The 20,610-nt window shown below is 44.5% G+C and carries 13 protein-coding genes and 1 pseudogene; 8 read left to right on the top strand and 6 right to left on the bottom strand.

Translation table 11 applies throughout. From position 1 onward, the window contains the following. The first annotated feature begins 172 nt into the window (after positions 1 to 172). The gene (locus AC27N8_RS09345; RefSeq protein WP_487066258.1) at positions 173 to 1,585 is read left to right on the top strand and encodes a S1C family serine protease; all 1,413 of its coding nucleotides are present in this window, start codon (positions 173 to 175) and stop codon (positions 1,583 to 1,585) included. Between the two features lie 200 nt (positions 1,586 to 1,785). After that, positions 1,786 to 2,301 carry a YtxH domain-containing protein gene (locus AC27N8_RS09340; protein ID WP_487066256.1) on the top strand — a complete coding sequence of 172 codons (516 nt, stop codon included), beginning with the start codon at positions 1,786 to 1,788 and terminating at the stop codon, positions 2,299 to 2,301. A gap of 121 nt (positions 2,302 to 2,422) precedes the next feature. On the opposite strand, the gene AC27N8_RS09335 is transcribed toward AC27N8_RS09340, so the two are convergent. Beyond that, on the bottom strand, positions 2,423 to 2,896 hold the full coding sequence (locus AC27N8_RS09335) for an SRPBCC family protein (protein WP_487066254.1): 474 nt from the start codon (positions 2,894 to 2,896) through the stop codon (positions 2,423 to 2,425). Positions 2,897 to 3,083: 187 nt separating this feature from the next. Here AC27N8_RS09335 and dinB point away from each other — a divergent pair, with 187 nt between their 5' ends. After that, complete coding sequence (gene dinB, locus AC27N8_RS09330) at positions 3,084 to 4,190, top strand: DNA polymerase IV (protein ID WP_487066252.1); 1,107 nt, start codon at positions 3,084 to 3,086, stop codon at positions 4,188 to 4,190. Between the two features lie 1,062 nt (positions 4,191 to 5,252). On the opposite strand, the gene AC27N8_RS09325 is transcribed toward dinB, so the two are convergent. From AC27N8_RS09325 to AC27N8_RS09315, 3 genes are all read right to left on the bottom strand, one after another. After that, positions 5,253 to 6,335, bottom strand: coding sequence for an ABC transporter permease (locus tag AC27N8_RS09325; protein ID WP_487066250.1), 1,083 nt, complete (start codon positions 6,333 to 6,335; stop codon positions 5,253 to 5,255). Positions 6,336 to 6,584: 249 nt separating this feature from the next. Next, positions 6,585 to 7,751 (bottom strand): ParB/RepB/Spo0J family partition protein, encoded by a 1,167-nt coding sequence (locus AC27N8_RS09320; protein ID WP_487066248.1) that lies wholly within the window; start codon positions 7,749 to 7,751, stop codon positions 6,585 to 6,587. Between the two features lie 136 nt (positions 7,752 to 7,887). After that, positions 7,888 to 8,910, bottom strand: a complete 1,023-nt coding sequence (locus AC27N8_RS09315) for a ParA family protein (RefSeq protein WP_487066246.1) — start codon at positions 8,908 to 8,910, stop codon at positions 7,888 to 7,890. A 2,672-nt stretch (positions 8,911 to 11,582) separates the two neighbouring features. Here AC27N8_RS09315 and AC27N8_RS09310 point away from each other — a divergent pair. After that, a complete protein-coding gene (locus tag AC27N8_RS09310; protein WP_487066244.1) occupies positions 11,583 to 13,283 on the top strand; it encodes a M3 family metallopeptidase in 1,701 nt (566 codons plus the stop codon). A gap of 98 nt (positions 13,284 to 13,381) precedes the next feature. On the opposite strand, the gene AC27N8_RS09305 is transcribed toward AC27N8_RS09310, so the two are convergent. Beyond that, positions 13,382 to 13,978, bottom strand: coding sequence for a GNAT family N-acetyltransferase (locus tag AC27N8_RS09305; protein WP_487066242.1), 597 nt, complete (start codon positions 13,976 to 13,978; stop codon positions 13,382 to 13,384). A gap of 894 nt (positions 13,979 to 14,872) precedes the next feature. Here AC27N8_RS09305 and AC27N8_RS09300 point away from each other — a divergent pair. The 4 genes and pseudogenes from AC27N8_RS09300 (at position 14,873) to AC27N8_RS09285 (ending at position 18,666) form a co-directional block, all read left to right on the top strand. Next, complete coding sequence (locus tag AC27N8_RS09300) at positions 14,873 to 15,433, top strand: alpha/beta hydrolase (protein ID WP_487066240.1); 561 nt, start codon at positions 14,873 to 14,875, stop codon at positions 15,431 to 15,433. Between the two features lie 654 nt (positions 15,434 to 16,087). Continuing rightward, a pseudogene (locus AC27N8_RS09295) lies at positions 16,088 to 16,822 on the top strand (transposase). Beyond that, complete coding sequence (locus AC27N8_RS09290) at positions 16,800 to 17,330, top strand: hypothetical protein (RefSeq protein ID WP_487066238.1); 531 nt, start codon at positions 16,800 to 16,802, stop codon at positions 17,328 to 17,330. Before AC27N8_RS09295 ends, AC27N8_RS09290 begins: the two are co-directional and overlap by 23 nt. Positions 17,331 to 18,402: 1,072 nt before the next feature. Continuing rightward, complete coding sequence (locus AC27N8_RS09285) at positions 18,403 to 18,666, top strand: hypothetical protein (RefSeq protein WP_487066236.1); 264 nt, start codon at positions 18,403 to 18,405, stop codon at positions 18,664 to 18,666. A gap of 101 nt (positions 18,667 to 18,767) precedes the next feature. Here the strand turns inward: AC27N8_RS09285 and AC27N8_RS09280 are convergent, their stop codons facing one another. Beyond that, a complete protein-coding gene (locus AC27N8_RS09280; RefSeq protein ID WP_487066234.1) occupies positions 18,768 to 20,573 on the bottom strand; it encodes an ABC transporter permease in 1,806 nt (601 codons plus the stop codon). Positions 20,574 to 20,610: the final 37 nt, after the last annotated feature.

The raw sequence follows: 20,610 nt of genomic DNA, 5'->3' as shown, positions 1-20,610 counted from the left end.
CTTCATGATTAATAGATCGACACATATGATTTTTGAGTTCAATCAAGAGATGTATGCATCCGCATTAATCCACTCTTTGGAGGAATACAAATAGGCAAGGGCAGGCTATAGTTATAATTATGAAATTGTCGTTTGCTCGTCCCCACTATATTCAGAGTTGAGGAGTATTTCCATGGATTATCCTGATCAAAATGCTGATGCTAAGGTAGCGTCGCATCAGTTTCAGCCACCGCCAGGCTCAGCCGCCGTACCACATGCAGAATATAGAGGGGAACAAACCGTAGCACAACAAGAATTCTCAATTGGCCAGCAACGAGCAAACAGACACCATACGCCACGCCTGCCGCTCTCGGAATCAGCAGTACCATATCCTTACACACCTCCACCTGCTGGAACGGGCTATGCGACACCTTATCAAACTCCTTCCGCTGGCCTAGGCACACCTGGCACTGAAGCACGTCCACCTGGCTCAAACATATCTAGCAATGGAACAGTTCCACCCGGCAGGAATGAGGACAAAAAACGACGTTCCAGGCTGCTAACCTTGCTGTTGACTGCACTGATTGCTCTTTTGCTTATTAGTGGCCTGGGGGGTTGGCTGATCGGAAATATGATGCCTTCATCCAATCTGGGGACGGGCGATGATCCATTAACAGGACAGACATCGATAGAAAGCGTAGCTGCCAACTTTCATACTTCGGTAGTTGAAATCGCCTCACAGACCAGCCAGGGATCAAGCCTGGGGTCTGGCGTCATTATCGATAAGAGAGGCTATATCGTCACCAATAATCATGTCATCGCCGATAGCGAGAATACAAGGGTGATCCTCTTCGATGACACCAGACTACCAGCCAGAATCATCGGCACAGATCCGGTTGATGATCTGGCGATCATCAAGATTGATCCGCCAGCTCATATGTCAGTTGCTCAGATTGGCGACTCTTCAACCCTGGAGGTTGGTCAATCGGTGCTTGCCATCGGTAATCCACTAGGCATAACACAAACAGTCACCAGCGGCATCGTCAGCGCATTAGGACGCAATGTCTCTGAGGGCAACGGCAATACAATCATCGGAGCGATTCAGACCGATGCCGCCATCAATCCAGGCAATAGTGGCGGAGCTCTGGTCAATATGCAAAGCGATCTGATCGGCATTCCAACACTCGTCCCTATAGATCCAGAATTTCAGACACCGGCCACAGGCGTGGGTTTCGCCATTCCATCCAATCGGATCAAGTTTATTGTGCCGCAATTGATCAATTCTGGACACGTGACAAACTCAGGTCGAGCCTCACTAGGAGTGCAGGTCATCAGTGTTGACAAAAACATAGCTTCTCAAGCCCAACTTTCAGTCGACCATGGAGCTCTGGTCGTCAGCACACCATCGAACAGCCCTGCCAGTCAAGGAGGCTTGCGCAGGGGTGACGTGATTGTTCAGTTCAACCAACAGCCAGTAAATGACATCATTGGCTTGCAAGATGCTCTGCTTACCAGACAGCCTGGCGATGTTGTAACTGTCCATATCTATCGAGGTAGCCAGCAATTAACGGATACGGTGAAATTAGGGGAACTTCAGATCTCATGATGACCCGTTACAATGAATTATAAAGGATGCCCTGTGTGGATGGTACAGACTTGAAACTCTTTTTCTTTGAAAGACGTGTGTTTGTAAAGAATTCGTCTACGCAGATTGGAGATAAGGAATTCTTTGCCACAGATTCTTCGATATAAATAAGAAATAGTATTCTGCACTACTATGTGCGAGCGAACAGAAAGGCATAAATCATGGGTAAATTTCTCCCTGGTCTCTTCGTTGGAGCCGCTATCGGCCTGCTACTTGCTCCTAAAAAAGGGGAAGAGATGCGTCTTGAGCTTTCCGAGCGTTGGAAACAGCTACAAAACAAAATGTCTGGTTCAGCGTCAGAGGATATGAGCGCTGACACAGCCAAAGATGATCACGCAGATCCAATTACGCTACCAGCAGATGCACTTGAAACATCCAGGCCGACAAGTAGTCCCATGAATAGCGACAAGACATCATCTCCAAACTTCGGTAGAACGCCGGCAGACGCCATGACCTCTACGCAGTCGATTGCGACCCCACCAGTCAGTACAGCAGCCTCAATCGCTACGACAACTCCATCAAGGACGTATAGCTATACTGGCACTCCTGAGCAAGATTCAGCAGGAACACTTGATGATACAACAGATCCAAAACTCGACGCGCCTTATCAGAATCCAGCCAAGCCGAACACCGCAAGTCGATGGCTAAACAATAACAATCAGCCCAGACGAGGCTAAGCAATCAAGTTGCATACGGCAAAAAATCCGTATGATGGTGATATTCCATAACATAAAGGATCTCACAGCAGTAGCTATGAGATCCTTTATGTTATCTCAATCCTGAGGAGATGTGCACACTTTATCTGGCAGATTTGGGTTCAACTTTGCTGCCATGACCTTCACACAGGTTTTTGATTGAGGCCAATGCAGCATCCAAGCCCTCCTGAATGGTTTTATCCTTACTACCGGTGTTTTCGGCCAGTTCTTTTTTCAGGGCAGCAGGCGGATCAAAAGTCAGGTGAACCACAACTTTTGAGGATGACCCTCCATCTAATGGAGTGACCTGCAACCAGCCCGAGTACTTTTCTGCATTATCAGAACTCCACTCCATACGATGTTTCGCCTTATCAAAACTGAAATGTCCCTCTTCATCGTAGGAGTGGCCATGTGCCTGTCCCTGGACACGCACGTTATCGTTGTCACCTTTATCTGCACTGGCTTTACGCGTAGTGGGTAGATATTTCGGTAGGTTATCAACTTGCGAGATGAAATTTTCAACGTGCTCGGGCTCAACTTTAATGACTAAAGAACTTTGATATTCCGCCATCATCATAATCCTTTCTTTTATCTGGATATGTAGACAAAAAAGCAGTGACTATATCTGTATCCTGGCATCTATCCGTTGATGGGCGTTCTCAAAGGAAGATACTTTGAGCGGTTACATGATATGATGAGATCAGTATACACAGCCCGTTAGCATGTTGTAGAAACGACCACAAAAAGATGCATGAGCAGCAGCAATGGAGCAAATAAGGAAAATTATTCATATCGATATGGATGCTTTTTATGCCTCGATCGAGCAACGCGATCATCCTGAACTACGCGGCAAGGCAATTGTCGTAGGTGGAGATCCCATGAAGCGCGGTGTAGTCGCAACCTGTTCATACGAGGCGCGGAAATATGGCATCCATTCGGCCATGGCGGCTCAGCAAGCATATCAACGCTGTCCGCACGCGATCTTTCTGAGGCCACGCTTCGACGTCTATGGCCGTGTCTCCGCGCAGATCATGAGCATCTTTCGTAGCTATACAGATCTCGTCGAACCACTCTCCCTCGATGAGGCCTATCTGGATGTCACAAATAATCATAAAGGTATCGCATCAGCCACACATATTGCTCGTATGATCAAAGAACAGATCTACTCCGAAATCGGACTAACAGCTTCAGCAGGCGTCTCCTTCAACAAATTTATCGCCAAGCTTGCCTCGGACTATCATAAGCCGGATGGCTTGACAGTTGTAGCACCACAACAGGCTCTGCATTTTCTGGAGCAAATTCCTATCGATAAATTCTTTGGTGTTGGTAAGGTCACTGCGGCACGGCTACGTACCTTGAAAATTGAGACGGGAGCCGATCTTAAACGTCTAAGCGAAGAAGAACTTCAGCAGATCCTCCGTAAGCAAGGCACTATCCTTTATCACTACGTACGTGGAGAGGATAATCGACCAGTACAACCCACACGCATCCGTAAGTCGGTGGGGAAGGAGACAACTTTGAGCGAGGATATCGCCGATCCCGAACTAATTCTCCCAATCATGCACCAGATGGCCGAATTAGTAGAAAATCGTCTCAAAGAACTCGATATTGTGGGGAAAACAATTACGCTCAAACTACGCTGGAGCAATTTTCAACTCCTCACGCGCAGTATTACGCTCCCGACAGCTACTCAAGATGCAAGCAAGATGATCTCGATCCTTACACCAGTACTGCGAGAACAACTTCAAGTGGAAAAACGGCATGTACGGCTGGTAGGCGTGACAGTCTCGCATCTGCTCACCAAAGATGAGGCTGAGCGCTCGAAGGTGATCCAAACGCTCAGCCTGTGGGATGATTTTACAGAGTCATAAAAAATTTGTGCTTATATTTTACCGCCTGGCTCAATTAAGCCGAGCAGGGATAAAGTATCTACGCTCGCAGTAGCGATGTCCGCCAGGATAGTATTTATTACAGCATAAGCGTAAGGCGAAGATTCTATACGTATTCATAACAATATTGACATAACCACAACTACGCGAAAGCCCAAAAATATTTCGATCTGGTATAGATCTGAAAAATGCAGAGGCTATGCCTTACCTTGTAAAAGCCATGCCTTAGAAGGTTTTCCTGGTGGTCATCCAGTCATCAAAATCTCTATTCGCTTCAACTGCTCTCCAGTCAAGATAAGAATGCCCACTAATTTCAACTATTTTTAGTATCTATAAAGGAAATGGAATAGATAAAATCATTATAATCTCAAAATTCTTCAAAATTTTTTAATCATATTGACTTTTTGGTAATTATAGTATATATTGTTTTATAAGGAAAAGCGATTAAGGACAGTACTGCATTGTCAGGTCGTCTATACTATGTTTAATCTAAAGGATAGATATAGTCATATGCATGGATGATTAAATGTCTGGTTCGTTTTACCGCGTATCTTTGGGGAAGAGAAGATACATACATTTATTTGTGGGAGGATTTGATGCATTTACCGATATGCATATGCTCTGTTTCAACTCATTTTGAGAAACAGCCGCGATGCATTATCAGCATCTAATCTTAAAACTGTATTTGCCGGTGGAAGTAAAAACTAGCTTTGATGTGTGTCGGGGATGTAACAGGGATGTCAGCGTTTCTTGCACCTACTGATGGTTTCTTACACCATATCAAGTACAGATTTTATAGATTGTTTTCTCTAAGGACGGAGGCCGGCAATCTAGCAGATTATTTTCTCTAAGGATGGAGTTCAATAATCTTAAAAGATTGTTTTCTCTAAGGATGGAGGCCAACAGTCTAATGGATTGTGTTCATCTAAGGATGGAAGACACAATCCATTTCTTCTTCTTCTAAGACTCATTAACTCCCCATTTCCATATCCTGATCATTTCACTACAATCCCCCTCTATAGTCAGCATTTTCATCCACTCTTTTTAGAGACTCCATGACCGGCGCACAATGATCGCTCCCAACAAAACAGCGCTCGCTGCTATGGCAATTAATACTGCAAGGTCGGTAGAAAAGCCGATCAGATCTGGATAGAATAGGGCTTGCCGTAGACCATCAATCGCATAACGTACGGGATTAAAGATACTGATAGTGCGTAACCATTGCGGCAGAAAAGCAATCGTCGTAAAACCTCCGCCTAAGAAGAAAAGATATGTCGCGAGAATGGATGAGGCCATGGCGATGTTGCGGGTGCCTCGCAGCAAAGTTCCCAGGATAGCTCCCATGCCAGATGCGCTCAATGCGGTTGCGAAAAAGAGTGCGATAAGCGCAAGCCAGTGATTACTTGGCGGGGCAATCGTTCCAGTGAGAATACATATAATCAGGCAGGGAATAAGCACAGCAAAAGATGACAAGAGGCCGCCTAGCAAGCGTCCAATAACTAATATCCATGCACTCAGGGGCGCCAGCACGAGATAACGAGCAGTACCACGTTCGCGATCATGAGCACATAGAAGCGCTGGTCCCATGAGGCCTGTACTCAAAATGAGTAGCACAAATACTGGCAATACTTGATAGTGTAAAAAATCAACGTTGGTCTCTCTAAGGTCATGCTCATTAATAACGATATGATATGGATTGGGGTACTTAATCTGGTTGCTATTGGCACTCAACTCTCCATCAAGACCCAAAGCGGGAGCGTCAAACTGCCCAACAGAACGCTCCACGCTACGCCGGATATCATCAGCGAAATCGATGTCGATATTGTTGAGATCGAGTTGCAACTCAGCACTATAAGTCACAGCTTTTTGATCAAAATCGCTCGGGATGGTAATAATCGCTGCGACTTCTTGATCATGTAGCAGACGTGTAGCATCTGGAGCACTTGTCTCTGTCAAAGCGTAGGCATCCGTATCGGCTTTGAGTAGCTCCGCCATCTGTGTCGCGTACTCGCCATGAGCCTGGACGACTAAAGCTACTGGCTCTTGTGAGACTGTCAGAGATAATACGACCAGCAGGATAGTCATCCCTAATGGAGGAATAAGTGCGCTGGCAATAGCCAGGGGCATACGACACCAAAGTAAAAAATCCAGATATGCCAGCGACCACATCCCCTTTAGGGCATATACAGCTCCAGATGATAGGCTTTTTAGAAACAGCAATGGATCTGTGCTCTTTTTCTTATGACGTTTTTTTCTTGCGGTCTTCTTCGTTATCAGAGTCATTCAAGCTTGATACATCCTTCCGCTTATACCCATATGTTGTAAGCAAGAGCTTATCAAAACAGTTGCCGCGCCCGGAGTTCACAGAATATATGGCTATAATTCCTTGTCTACTTTAGCCGTGACCTGTGCATGTATCTTACCAATATCATCAATAAACTTTTGCTCGCGATTCGAGATGCTCTTCCGCTGCTTGATGCCTTCATAATACGCTTCATAGGCACGCTGGATTGAACGCAATTTTGCACTCCCGATCCGAATAGCTTCGATGTCTTGATCGCTTACATGCATCTTCACAGAGATATCCGTGCTGACAGCAACCTCATCGTTTCCTTCCGAGCTTCTCGGTAAAGATGATCCATTTTCCGCCTCAGAAGTATCTGTATTTGACATCTCCTCAGGCAATGAATGATTGCTGGATGCTCTCGATCTGGATTGTCGTACACTGAGCTCGGTCCCGCCTGTGGAAACACTACTACTCCTGAGCATCACAATCAACTCTGAGATATCGCCCGCCAGGTCATCTGCGGTCAACGTCCCCACAGTTAAGCGATCGATAAGTAGAGCACGGTCAGCCTCGTTGGGAACTTTGATCAGATAGGCTACAACGCGCAGACTGTCTGGCTTGCGCTCGATAAATGCTTGAATATCGGGAGACGCTTCCGCCAGGCGCAGACGGTTCACAACGTAGCCACGTTTTTTCTTAATGCTATCGGCAATCTCTTCTTGAGTATATCCTTCACGCTGCATACCAAGGAATAGACGCCCAAGTTCGAGATCGGTCAGATCTTTACGGTGGATGTTTTCGACTGCGGCAAGACCAGCCATGGCGGGATTATCCAGATCTTCGAGGACAATCGGCATGGTAGCTTTTCCAGCCAGACGGGAGGCTTCTCGGCGTCGATGACCAAATCCGATCTGGAAATAGCCCTCCAGTTCGGGATGCTTCCGTGCAGGATATGCTCCCAGCAAGTCATAAGCTTTGATACCTTCAGCCATTTCCCGTAGGTCATCATCAACTAAAATTTCTCTGCGTGGCTGATAGGGATTATCAAGCAATAAGTCAATAGCAATATATTGAATCCGTTTCTCGTCGCGTAACGTTTCTCTCTCGATGCTCGCTTGACGAGATAGGGGTTGTTCACTATCCGATAATGCTGTCGGTGCCATATCCTGCTCGGTCGGCACATTCGCTTTAAACGTATTCGAATTGAGCAGCCGTTGAAGATTTGCAGCCGCTGCGTTGCGTGATGATTTTGCCACTTGGTATAGCCCTCCATACCTGGTAGTATTAGAAAGAGAAAAGAACATTATGTACGATCTCTAATAAAAATCATGTTCTTTAGGTGCGTTGCACCATTTTCATAATGGTCTCTCCTCTGTATATGATTTTTAAAACTTAATGAACGTCACTTTTTTTTAGTGCTCTCAGCTGGCGCTTACGCTCGCGCTCATCCTCCGTCTGCTGCCGCTCTTTGAGCAAGTGCTGCAAGGTCTGTTTGATGGATTGTTTGCCAGGACCACCTACAACATCCAGATATTCCGCCAGAAAGCCCCAATATTCAAAAGCTGAGTCGCTCAGATGATCATTCAGCACCACGACAGAACGGCGATTGGCCGCTTCCAAAAATCTCTTGGGATTATCGCGAATAATGGTCTCAAAGATGCGAATATCTTGTGAGTTTGTAATCTCACGAAAAGGATCAATCACATCCTTGTGTACATTCAGATCTCGCACTTTATTGAGCACGACACCTGCGATTTTTAGATGAGGATTTCCTTCCTCCTGCGCTTGCTGAATAGCATGATAAATGTTTCCGAAGCCAACTGCCGTCAATTGCTCCGGTACGAAAGGAATACATACCCAATCGGCAGCATAGACACCATTCTTGGTGAGGATGTTAAGCAGGTCAGGGTTAGAGTCGCACATGATATAGTCATAGCGTTTTCTCGCTGGTATAAGTGCTTTGCGCAGTAATAATTCCTTTAGAGGTTTGCCACGAATAATCTCATCGCCTTCATCGCTCAACTTCAGTGGGATAAGATCGGGGCCACGAATTACCCGATTGTTCTGGCCATTCGCTTGCAGGAGAGTTAGAGAATGAGGATCACTTGGATCTACTTTTTCCGTTGGACAAAAAAAGGTACGAGACTCTAAATCATAATAGGTTGGAACAACCACATCTTCCAAGGAACATTTTTTAGCCAATAAATCATACAGAGAGTAACCGATCTGATCCGGAAGGTAGCCAAAGCTATAGGTTGTATGCGCCTCCGGAGCGGCATCGACCATGAGAGTCGAGCAGCCGAGAAGATTCATCATTACCCCCATATTGACAGCAGTTGTTGTCTTGGTACCTCCACCTTTATTAATGCCAATAAGGTGGACACTTCCTCCAGCGTCATGCATATCTGTATTCATGTCGTTTCCTTCCTCATCGTGATGCAAGATTTCCAGAATGTGGGTTCTTCCCTGCGGCTGTCTTCGTTGCCATTTAATCCAATAATGAATAGTTTGTCTGTGCGAAAACATCTTATCCCCTTCTCCTCGACATATCACCGTATTTCTCACTTACAGCGAACCCGTGAAACGTTTAGAAGCCTAACGACGAGAAACAGTTAGCAAGTCATTTTTCATCTAAACGTTCTTATCTGATAAAAGAATATAAGTGAGAATCCTCATTGATAAAATCAAACTTGTGTAATTTAACAACTCTCCCAAAGTTTTTGGTTAATCAAGTAACGCACTTAAAGCTTGGCATGAAATCACAGGCTTACCAGAACTTTTTATTAGCTAACTAGCTCTTTTAAAGCTTGCATGAAGTCAAACAACTTTACAAGAGATCTGATTAATCAAACAATACGCCCAAAGCGTAGAGTGAAATCAACATCGCCTCTAAAGTTCTTGTTAAAGATGCAATCTAGTCAAAGCTTATGTGACACAAACAATCAGCCACAACGGTTAGTTAAACAAGCAATCCACTCAAAGTCTGGTATGAACCCAGGACGCACTCAAAATCAAGAACGAAATCAGTAATTATCTAAAGCTTTTTGTTGGCGAGTAATTTGCTTAAAATCTAGTCGACACCAAACAAATTCTTAGAGCTTCTGGCGGATTAACAATTTTCTTAAAAGCTGTCTTGGCGTCAAACAGCTTTCCAGGGTTTCTAACTGAGCAGCCAGTTTCTCAAAATTGATCAGTAGCCTCTAAAAATCTAACATGGCATCACCAGGATTCCTAATTGATCAGTAGCCTCTAAAAATCTAGCTTGAGATTAAACGAGTTTCCAGGCCTCCTAACTGATCAGCAACCACTTAAATCCTGGCTTGGCATCAAACAACTTATCTCACGCTCCCAGAATTTTTGCCAACCAGCTAACTTATTCAAAGCTTTTTATCAATCAGCCCATGCACTCAAAGAATTTGTACTAGCTCATCATATCAAATTGTTTTCGTGAAAACAATCTTTCCTGGGTATTTGTCATAAATCTCGGGATAACATTAGTCAAATTGTTTTCGTGAAAACAATTCTTTGTCATTTCTGCTGTAATTTCCCGAGGTCAAAATCTGGCATTTCTGCTGTAACTCCCCAAGATCAAAGTTTGTCATTTCTGCTGTAACTCCCCAAGATCAAAGTTTGTCATTTCTATGTATCCCGGGCATATCTCTATTATCATTCTCATTTTCATTCTCCATCTCTCCAATATTGTTTTCGCGAAAACAATATTGACTCTTTCCGAGGATACAACTAACATACAATCAATTGACCCTGGCTAAACCAACAATATGATCTATCGTTTGTTATCAAATGCAATCGCCAACGCCTCGTATGTACGGCGACATCGTGATTAAGCATCTCGGCAAAACCACCTGGACTCATCTATGAAAAGCCGACCAGTTGACCAGAAGCGTGTGAACCTCTCGTGCGGTTTCTCTCAGACGATTGAAGGGCATGGTATTAAATGAGATCGTTTCAGAAGCGCTCACGTGACCAACGATAGCCAACTGTCCGTCTTCCCTAAGCTCATCAGCTTCCTGGTGCATACCACAAATGATAGTTGGGAATGAAACGCTCCAGAAAGAAACCTGCCTCTGAAAGCATGACAATGTACAGAGCTGGCTCGATGAATTGTCTCACGAATTCATTCCCGTCGAGATCTTGTGTTTATGCACTAGAAAGATCTAAACATTCGAAGATCTGAACACACAACATTAAATAGCCTTACCTATTCATTTATAAGCAAGCTTCCTAAGAGCTCTGGGCATTTCTCTTCAACAGATCTGCTTTCCTTAATGTTAACTGCGATGACCATGCTCATATAAGTAATCAAGGCGTAGATATGTACGCATGCCATCGATCATTGCTTTTTATCGCAGTCTTTCTCTAGCTATCCAATAGGCATTTCCTCCTTATAATGAATAATGGATAGTGGCAATGCCCCTCTATTCCTAAATCGATTATTCAGATCAACATCATTCCATAAACTCTTTCCAAAAATCCCGCAAGATAGGAAAATGCACTTTTACTATTTCTAGCTCACTGCTCTCCTAATCTCCCATTTCTTGTGTTAAATTTCTGAGTATTCCTTCCTTATTTACTTAATAGTCATCTACAGTACCCAATACGGAAATTTATTCCCACCAAAAAATAGAATCAAATTATCTTCATACACACATATAACTGGCCGGCTGAGATGAGATGCGAACATCTGGTAAACAAAAACATGTGTTTGCTCATCCTTAAATATTTCAAGGATGGCTTAATATATCAGCCTTTAAAGAACGGGAAAGAAAGTATGTACTCTTATCTCTTCAAACTCAGCCACATTAAACTCAATTCATTGAAATAAATCGTGCACCACTACGGCGCCAAACACCAAAGTGCTCTGCGCACATACACTAAGTCAGATACGTTTTTTATCTTGACATGCATCTCTTAATTATGTATCTTCTATAGAGGCCACCAATCTTAAAGAGGCATCGCGGACAATGAGCGCCAACTAATCTGCACCTTATCCCATTTCGTAGATAAATTTATTTGACCCTCTTATTCTCCTCCATTGGCAAAAGGGTGAAAAGTAAAGAGTATTTAATATGCATCCAGCAAAGATCATTGAGCCATTAAATTGGAAAACGCTAGAACCACATTTCACACTCCTCCTTGAAGAAGACTTAACACCTCAACTGATACCTTCCTGGCTGGAAAAGTGGAGCGATCTTGAAAAGGTCGTATGGGAAGCCAGAGCGGCACTCAAGCGAGATAAGTCCTGGGACGAAACTAACATAGCAGCTCAACAAGCCTATCAAAACTTTATCGAAGAGATCTTCTCCCCTTATCAGATAATAAGCCAGGCACTTAAGAAAAAGCTTCTGAGTGTTAAGAGTTATGTACCAACACCCGAGTATGTACAAATGTTACGCTACTTGCAAGTTGAGGCAAAGCTCTTTCGACAAGAAAATATCCCATTGCAAGCCGATATTGCCTTACATAGCAACGAATATGGCAGCAGGCGTTGGGGGATGAATGTAGAGATAAATGGTGAAGATATTCCACTTCTACAGGTCGAGCAGCGTTTTGCCGGACATGATCAAGCTATACAAGAACAAGTCTGGAGACTGGTATGGACGCGTTGGAAAGATGAACGTGATGTATTCGATCAGCTATTTCTTGATTTGCTTCATAAACGTCGCCAGATAGCGCAAAATGCGGGGTTCCCAGATTATCGGGCTTATCGCTGGCAAGAATTAAAAAGAATAGATTATTCTCCAGAGGATTGTCTTGAGCTTCATGAAGCAATCGAGAAGGAGATCATCCCACTATCCAGAGCACGGCGAAAATTACGTCAACAGTCACTGGGACTCACATCTACCAGGCCGTGGGATCAGGAACGCACCCAGGAGATTGATACTGTATCTCACCCTTTTGCCAATACTAAAGATTTTGAAGAGAAGTTAGTCCAGATATATCACCGTATAGATCCTACATTTGGAAATTTGTTTGAAAGGATGCGCCGCAACTATCTTGATTTAGGATCGCGTAGAGGAAAATCACTTGGAGGCGAAGAGTGGATCTTCCCAGTAACAGGATTACCTTATGTTAGAGCCTATACTTCTGGTACATATGAAGATGTAAATCTGGTTGTGCATGAAAGTGGGCATGCATTTCATAGCGCTCTTTCGTTAGAGCAGCAGAAGCTTTTCTGGAATATGGGCGGCCCTGACGAATTCTGTGAATTTGCAGCGATTACAATGACATATCTCATCAAACCATATTTGGAAAAGAAGTCAGGGGGCTTCTACACACCTGAAGTAGCAACTCATATCTATCATAAAGAATTGGAGGATGTTGTCATAAAATGGCTTCCCTTCATTGCACAAGTAGATGCTTTTCAACATTGGGTATATGTATATGCTCCCAAAGATGTCACTCCTGCTGATCTAGATGGGAAATGGCTAGAGTTATCAAAACGATTTAATTCTGGCATCGATTGGACCGGATTAGAACAGGAACGTGCTTTAGGTTGGCAAAGAGTAGGTTTTATATTCTCTACGCCCTTCTACCAGATCGAATATGCTCTAGCACATTTAGGGGCGCTTCAAGTGTGGCAGAAGGCACAAAATGATTTCGCCTCAGCATGGCACAGCTATAGAGAAGCTCTCTTACTCGGTGACACACGTCCTCTTTCAGAATTATATAAAGCCGCTGGAGCAGAACTACCATTTGATAAACAGATAGTAAAGGATATCGTAAACTTTCTTGTGTTATCTCTTGATCAGCAGGATCGATCACTTTGATTTTTTAAATCCTGGTAATCAGATAAGTGTTTTCGCGAAAACAAAAATCCTATCATTATCATATGTATAGCTTTGTCATAGCAGCTACCAAAGATGGTTTAACCCACGCGCCGAGAAAATTTTCCTCGACGCCGTATGGCAACAAAACCAAGCTGCTGATAAAGGCGCATGGCTCCAGGATTATTGACATTCACATCGAGGATTACTCCCTCTTTCCCCATTTCCTGCCATTTTTGCAGCGCATAGGTTGTCAATGCTGCACCAAGCCCCCGCCCTCGCCAGTTGGGATGAACCCCAACTTGAATAATATAGCCATGCTGCCCCTCGTCAGCGTTGGTGATAAATCCCACTGCCTGACCCTGGACCACTGCAAGAACGGACAGATCGGGGCGAAAGGCAGGATCGCTAGAGGTCCAATCGACCCATTCTGCTTCACTCCAGCCAGGAAAGCCCGGTCGCTCCCGAAACGAAGCATCATAGACGGCAAAAAAAGCATGCGTTCGCTCAGGTGCCCATTCGAAATAGGAAACCTCAAACGGAACTTTAACCTGGGAATGTATGTGGGAGAAATCATTGCGCATGACCTCTTCAGCAAAATCCAATGTGTATCCTTTTTCCATATAGGAAGCAATAACTTCATCAGTCACGTTTTCAGAGCGAATCTCTTTGGGGGGAACGGAATGATCTTGTACCATGATTCAACTACTTTCTTGAGAACAGTTCTGTTTTCTATGAGAAGATGTGGCCTATATTACTTTATCACTGTGATAGAGGTCAACACTCTTATTCCGATTGCTAAGAATTTCCCGACTATGTAAATAGGCGGAGCCACTTGCATAAGATCTTTCTGAACCTACGCTAGCAAGGCTGCCAAACTTCAGTTCTTGCTTCTCACAATTGACCAATATATGATCACGCAACTTGTACAACAATGGAAAACCAACGTGGTCTTATACAGTGGCGCTCGAAGCGCGACTTCCCCATAATCATTTTAGCTCAGAAACCTAGCCAGGAAAGGACAGGCTTTTCTAATCGATCAAGTAAGGTGAGAGGAATAGCCTTTTCCTAACAAGTTTAACTGTTCTATTTAAGTAGTAGAGACTCATTATGGCCTCATGTCGAGAGGCTAATCCTTAGTTTAATGTATAAGTGAGTAAAGGTTACTCTCGCCTCACCGTCAGACCAGGGCGATTCGCCCAGCAGAAGAACGTGCTGATAGAGAGAAAGATCTTCCAGGTTATCGTTGCCAGTAAGCTGGATATCTTCTCCAGATGCAACTCTTTCCGCTCTACAAGCTTGGCCTACTGAATTGGCCTTCTCATAGATACTATGAAAAGACTTGTTCGCTTGTTCATAACATTTTACCTGCCTCCATTCATGGAGTGCATGTTTTCCAACTTTGCCAGGGTACTTGAGAAGATGTGGGTAGGCGTGCTTGCAATATGCAAGCAACTTTATCGAGAATATGTCTTGAGTAGCAGAGAGTTCTGCCTTCCTAAGCTAATACCCAGTCAGGTTATCAACAAGGAAATCTCCCCTCACATAAGAAAAAGAGCGGGCTTACAAGAGAAACGGAAGGAATATCGATCATGACGATGCACGTCTTTATGATTCAAGGCGCCGGTGCTGGTGCTTACGAAGTGGACAAAAAGCTTACCACGAGCCTCTCACATTCACTCGGCCTACAATACAAGGTTCACTACCCTGCTCTACCACACGAAGATGATGCATCCTATGAAGAGTGGAGGTATCACCTCGAAAAAGAGTTAGCTCCGATACAGGGGCCGATTGTTCTTGTCGGCCATTCAGTTGGTGCTTCGATTCTCATCAAGTGGATAAGCGAGATGAAAGTAGAGAAACCAATCGCTGGCATGTTTCTTCTCGCGTGCCCATTTTGGGGTGGGAATGGCTGGCGCTACTCTGGCTATGAGGAACTGATGTTGCTAACTAGTAGAGTAACACATCTTTCAAAGGGCAGGCAGCTATTCTTGTACCACTGCCGTGACGATGCAACCGTGCCGTTTGACCATCTTGCGCTCTACGCTCAAATCCTCCCAGAGGCAACTGTATGTGAAAGAAAAGAAGGTGGTCATCAATTCAATAACGATTTGTCTTTTGTCGCAAAGGATATAAAAAGCTTGCACCTGTAGCCGAAAACTGGCCTGCTTTAGTCAGAGAATAGTGTTCTGACAAGGCCACATGCGTTATCAAATAAGATGCTTGATCAACGAGCTGGCGGTACAATAACAGGCAGATCGGTTAAGGCAGTCAAAGAGAAAATACATAGTAGCAGTTAAGTGATCACAAATGCATCCGGCCAATAGCTTCGTCGAGAGCAAACCATCGGTTTCTACAACAGCCTTCTTTGCATGTACGCACCTGGGCTCGATTGAATAGAGCTACGAACTTTTCGTCGACCAAAAAGGCAAAATGTGTACTCAATTGTTTTCGCGAAAACAATTGAGCTATTTCGCACAAATCATAAGATGAGCTAGTACAACTTCTTTGTTTGAATCATTACATAATCTATATAGAAATCAAACTCAGCAATTCTAATAATTTCTTATCCTTGTCTTTATATTGACGTTTAGATAAACGAGTAAAAAAAGGTACCCCTTGGTTGTCAAAGGATACCTAAACGTGTACTGTTCTTTAAGACATTTCAAAACCAAAAAGGATAGTACAAGGTGAACTGTAACATATTGAAGGCATTTCGTCATCAGGTCTACAACAGCTTTGAATGAGGAGCCGATGCCCTCTTCAATCTCTGTGATGCGTTGCTGTGCGAGCCCGAAGCACGCAGTGTGCCAGAGTTGTCGCTCTCTGCCCACTTTGAGCGTGAATGGACCAGTGTGTACCAAGCCCTCTCCAATGGGAAAATCAATGAGGAGCAGTTGCGAGAGGTGTGGGTGAAGGCATTGCTGGCTGATGTGCCTGCGGGTGGAATGGTCTGGATCAGTGTCGATGCGAGCACGATTGCTCGTCCCGAGTCCGAAACCAGTTCGGATCGAGGGATCATCCACGTGTCGAATCTGCCACGAGCCAGCAAACCCATCAGCGTGGGATAGCAGTTTTCGACCGTGATGCTCTTGCCCCAGGAGCCCAGTAGTTGGGTCGGGATCCTGGATCAAAGACGCATTCCAACAACGCAAACGGCCATCGACGTGGCCATTGCTCAGGTGCAAGCGGTGGTGCCAGTGATTGATCGTCCCATCGTCCTGGTGGCGGATCGTTGGTATGCGACCGCTGCATTTCTGCGTGCCTGCAAAGCCTTGGGCATTCACGTGCTCATTCGGCTCAAGCGCAATCGCAAGCTGTATCGACGCCCGAAACGCACGAGCCCACGAGGACGGCCTCCTTTGGATGGTCCTCTCTTTCAAGGGAGTCGTCCCGAGACCTGTCGAGGCACCGAGACGGTCTTCATGTACAAGGAGAAGAATGGCAAGCGCGTCACGGTGAGACGATGGAGCGGGTTGCATTTCTGGCAAGCGCGTCATGGTGAGCCGATGGAGCGGGTTGCATTTCCGGCAAGCGCGTGAGATCGCCATCTGTGTCTTTCAGGTGAAAAGGGAGGGAGCCAAAGACAGCAAGCGGGATCCACGTGAGAGTTGGTTTGTCTGCCTGGATGACGATGCGGTACCCATCGCTTTGGATGGAGTCACGCGCATCTACGGACGACGTTTCTCTCAAGAACATGGATATCGCTATCTGAAACAAGATATGCTCTGGACGCGTGCCCATGTGCACACGCCAGAACAATTTGAACGCTGGAGTCTGGTCGTGAGCATCGTGATGAACCAATTGTACCTGGCGCGGCCGTTGGGGCAAGCCATCTATCGACCATGGGAAGCCCGTCAACGCTCGGTCACCCCTCGACACGTTCGTCGGGTGATGGCGAGGATTTTGTCCCAGGTTGGCACACCAGCTCATCGGCCCCAAAGACGCGGAAAATCGCCTGGACGAGCACCTGGGTTTCATCCCAAGCCGGTTCCACGCTATCCAGTGGTCATCAAAGGGCCAAAGAAGCCGTCTACCGCCAGTGGATGAGCCAATCTGAGCTCTCATCGTGATCATGTTCCCTTCTCGCTGAACGTTTCAGAAACGTTCAGCGGAGTCCTGTTTATCTAAACGTCAATTTATATTTATTGGTCTAAATAACAACAGAATAGTGACCTGTCTAAATAGCAATATACAAAAGACAAGACGGGATGAATCTCTTGCAGAGACAATACAATGGCAACCATTGTTTTCGCGAAAACAAATGCTTTCCCAAAATTATCTTCTATCCCATCAAGTCCCACTTATTAGCATTTTCAGATAAGATTATATAGTGGCAATCAATTAGCCAAAGTAATCATAGTATCAGAGTATAGCCCAAATCTAACAGCAAGATTCCATCACGTCTAATTGTTTTCGTGAAAACAATTAGCAGCATCCTAAACCCATATCATCGTACTTGCGACGTCGAGCGACGTCATACGCTTAACTTGATCTTTAAGTAAGAAAACAAAATTTTATACAAGATTTATATAAGCTTCAAACTTAACAAAGTTAAATATCGGCCGCTTCATTTATGCAAGTCCTTATAAAAGAGATCTGCGTACAAAAGAATATTTCGCTGCAATGACTACAAGAAGAAAGCATTACCTGATAATTTAAATAAATTAAGATCAAATAAATGACTGAATGATTTTGTATCCTTTCTAAATTAACATACATACGGTTTTAACACCCTCAAGAATAAAATCATAAAATCTAGATGCAGCAGGATTAATTAGAGAAAAACTTCAGAGGAAACTAATAAGAACATTCAAAAGTGAAAGATTTGAGGTGACTATCTTCTGCTATATCAGCACTCATATTCTTTAGTGCACTCATACATCTTGGTAGCGAGGAGACTTCACTCGAACTTCCACAATTTATAACAGAGAAAAACATCAATGAAATATCTGACCAAATCTCATAGGCATCAATTAATCACGACTCTAAGTTTTTATCTTCAAATTGAATAAAGCAAATAAACAACAAAAGCTGGCCTGGCCTCATACTCTGAGAGAGAAAGATATGCATGATAAAATAAGGGATACGAACAAAATGAGGAATAACTAAAGAGGATTTAATGATGCGAGAGCGTTTAGCAGAAGCAATTCAACTGCGTAAAACGGGACAAGCACTGCAAGACCAACCTATCTTGGAAGAAGCACGTGCACTCCTTTTAGAATTGGTTGCAGCCTATCCAGATGACGCCGAAATCACCTTTCAGGCCGCAGTGATACATGACAATCCAGGGCTTGAGAGAGACTCCATTCCTTTCTATACACAAGCCCTTGCACAAAGGATCTCAGGGATGAAACCTGGTGAAGAGGTGAAAAGTCATATCTGAATCTAGAGAGTAGCGTTAGATAAAAATGAGCCCGGTTTATTGCTTGGAACACAATAAACCGGGCTCAGGAGACTCTTCCCGGAAAGGCTAAAGAAACTTCTCTATTTAGCATCATCGTCATCGTATATTGGGCGAATCGATCCATCTGGCAAGGTAGCGCCAGCAAGTGATCTTGCTTTTCCCAACTGATCTACGCTTAACCCCTGCGTTCCCTTCAAATTTGTGGAGGACAGATCAGCATCTTGTATATTTGCTCCATGCATATCAGATCCATCAAGATCGGCTCCCGACAGGTTAGCTCCATTGAAGTTACTCCCAATCAGAACGGCGAAATTTAACTTAACATTATGCAGGTCAGCATCGCTCAGATCGGCACCAGACAAGTCGGTATCGCTCAGGTCCATACCTGCCAGATAGACAGCCTGAAGATTAGCTCCATTGAAACTGATCACATGAAAATCATCATCGATAAGCTTCGTCGAATACAAGAAACGGATAAGGATCGCTTTACGTCCAGGATCTAACTCCCTCAGCACCTCCAGGGTCTGAGCGTTAGCAACAAGCTTAGCGGCATCATTATCATGTGCATAGAGCAAGTTATCGTTCGCCAGCAGATCAGAAATAGTATGCATATAATTCAGAAGAGCGGTCTCATGCTGTTGATTAGTTGCATCAAGCAAAGCAGTCTGTTGTTGCTGGGTCAATATATCAGCACTACGTACTTGCTGATAGTAATACCAGGAAACTCCTCCAACCAGATAAAGACCACAAAGCGAAATAAGTAATGACCTTCGATTCAAAAACAGAAAACGTTTCTTCCACAGCCGGTCAATAGCTAAAATGCGGTGATATCTCTGGGGTGACTGCCGTGTCATAGCTTTTTCGACCACAGCTGAACGCAACATCATGCCAGCTAGAAATAGCATCACCACAGCCCATCCTAGCAGAGCCACAAAATTGATCGCAACCGACTCAGGTGTAACTTGCAAATCATAAAATGCTGGCTCAAGAATTCCCACAGCGTAATACACGGGGGAAATATGAGCTAGAGCCCAAATAATATTGCCATCGAAACGCTGAGGCTCAAGCGAACCACTCACGATATACAGAGGTAAAGCAAGTCCAAAGACAAGAGAAGCTACGGGTAATGTACGCTTCAGCACCGCCCCCAGAGCAACGCCAATACAGCTAAAAATAACGATACAGAGCAGAATCACGCCGATCATTTCAAGTGGATGAAGTGGCACAATTTTATAACCAAAGATTGCGACAGCCACAGGTAATATCATCGCCACAACCGCAAAAAGATCAGTCGCGACAACGCGCCCCAACAATGAGACCATCGGATGTACTGGTGCAATCGCCAAAATTTTCACCGTCCCAGCTTCGAACTCGCGAGCCATCGCCATAGCACTCAAAATGCAAGCGATCACAAAGGTATCCAGGGCTAATCCACTCACAACAAGATAGGGAATAAAGCCAGTATCATGATCTATCAGATCATGCTCGACAACGTGAACACGAATATCGGAGAAATGAAGCTGTCGACCAAAGTTCACTACAGCAGAAGGAAGAGCACGTTGTATATCATCAGTCATATCAGTATTTACATTATCGACAGAAACTTGGAGGGCAACATCCTCGCCATGAGCAATTGAGTAAGAAAAGTTAGCGGGAATAGTGATAATAGCAACAATGGCCCCTTTATTCAAAGCAGCCAGAGCGGACACTTTGTCCATCAGACGCAAATCAAAAGAATGATGGGTGTCGGCTAACTGTGCAATAAAGTCTTTAGCATATGGACCTTGATCGTTCGAAATGATCGCAGTAGGAGCATAACTACCAGTCAGCCCAAAGAGGCTAACAAGGAACAAAAATGTGATAGCCTGGGTAATCGTAAGTATCACAAATAAACGTGCACGCTTGAGCTGGATTAATTCCGCT

The sequence above is a fragment of the Dictyobacter sp. Z7_2 genome, assembly GCF_057551105.1.
The sequence above is the reverse complement of the archived record's forward strand: the minus strand, read 5'-3'. Positions and strand labels throughout refer to the sequence as shown.

Coding starts and splice junctions, on each gene's coding strand:
- AC27N8_RS09345 (WP_487066258.1), top strand. CDS start 173: ATGGATTATCCTGATCAAAATGCTGATGCTAAGGTAGCGTCGCATCAG.
- AC27N8_RS09340 (WP_487066256.1), top strand. CDS start 1,786: ATGGGTAAATTTCTCCCTGGTCTCTTCGTTGGAGCCGCTATCGGCCTG.
- AC27N8_RS09335 (WP_487066254.1), bottom strand. CDS start 2,896: ATGATGATGGCGGAATATCAAAGTTCTTTAGTCATTAAAGTTGAGCCC.
- dinB (WP_487066252.1), top strand. CDS start 3,084: ATGGAGCAAATAAGGAAAATTATTCATATCGATATGGATGCTTTTTAT.
- AC27N8_RS09325 (WP_487066250.1), bottom strand. CDS start 6,335: ATGCCCCTGGCTATTGCCAGCGCACTTATTCCTCCATTAGGGATGACT.
- AC27N8_RS09315 (WP_487066246.1), bottom strand. CDS start 8,910: ATGAATACAGATATGCATGACGCTGGAGGAAGTGTCCACCTTATTGGC.
- AC27N8_RS09310 (WP_487066244.1), top strand. CDS start 11,583: ATGCATCCAGCAAAGATCATTGAGCCATTAAATTGGAAAACGCTAGAA.
- AC27N8_RS09305 (WP_487066242.1), bottom strand. CDS start 13,978: ATGGTACAAGATCATTCCGTTCCCCCCAAAGAGATTCGCTCTGAAAAC.
- AC27N8_RS09300 (WP_487066240.1), top strand. CDS start 14,873: ATGACGATGCACGTCTTTATGATTCAAGGCGCCGGTGCTGGTGCTTAC.
- AC27N8_RS09285 (WP_487066236.1), top strand. CDS start 18,403: ATGATGCGAGAGCGTTTAGCAGAAGCAATTCAACTGCGTAAAACGGGA.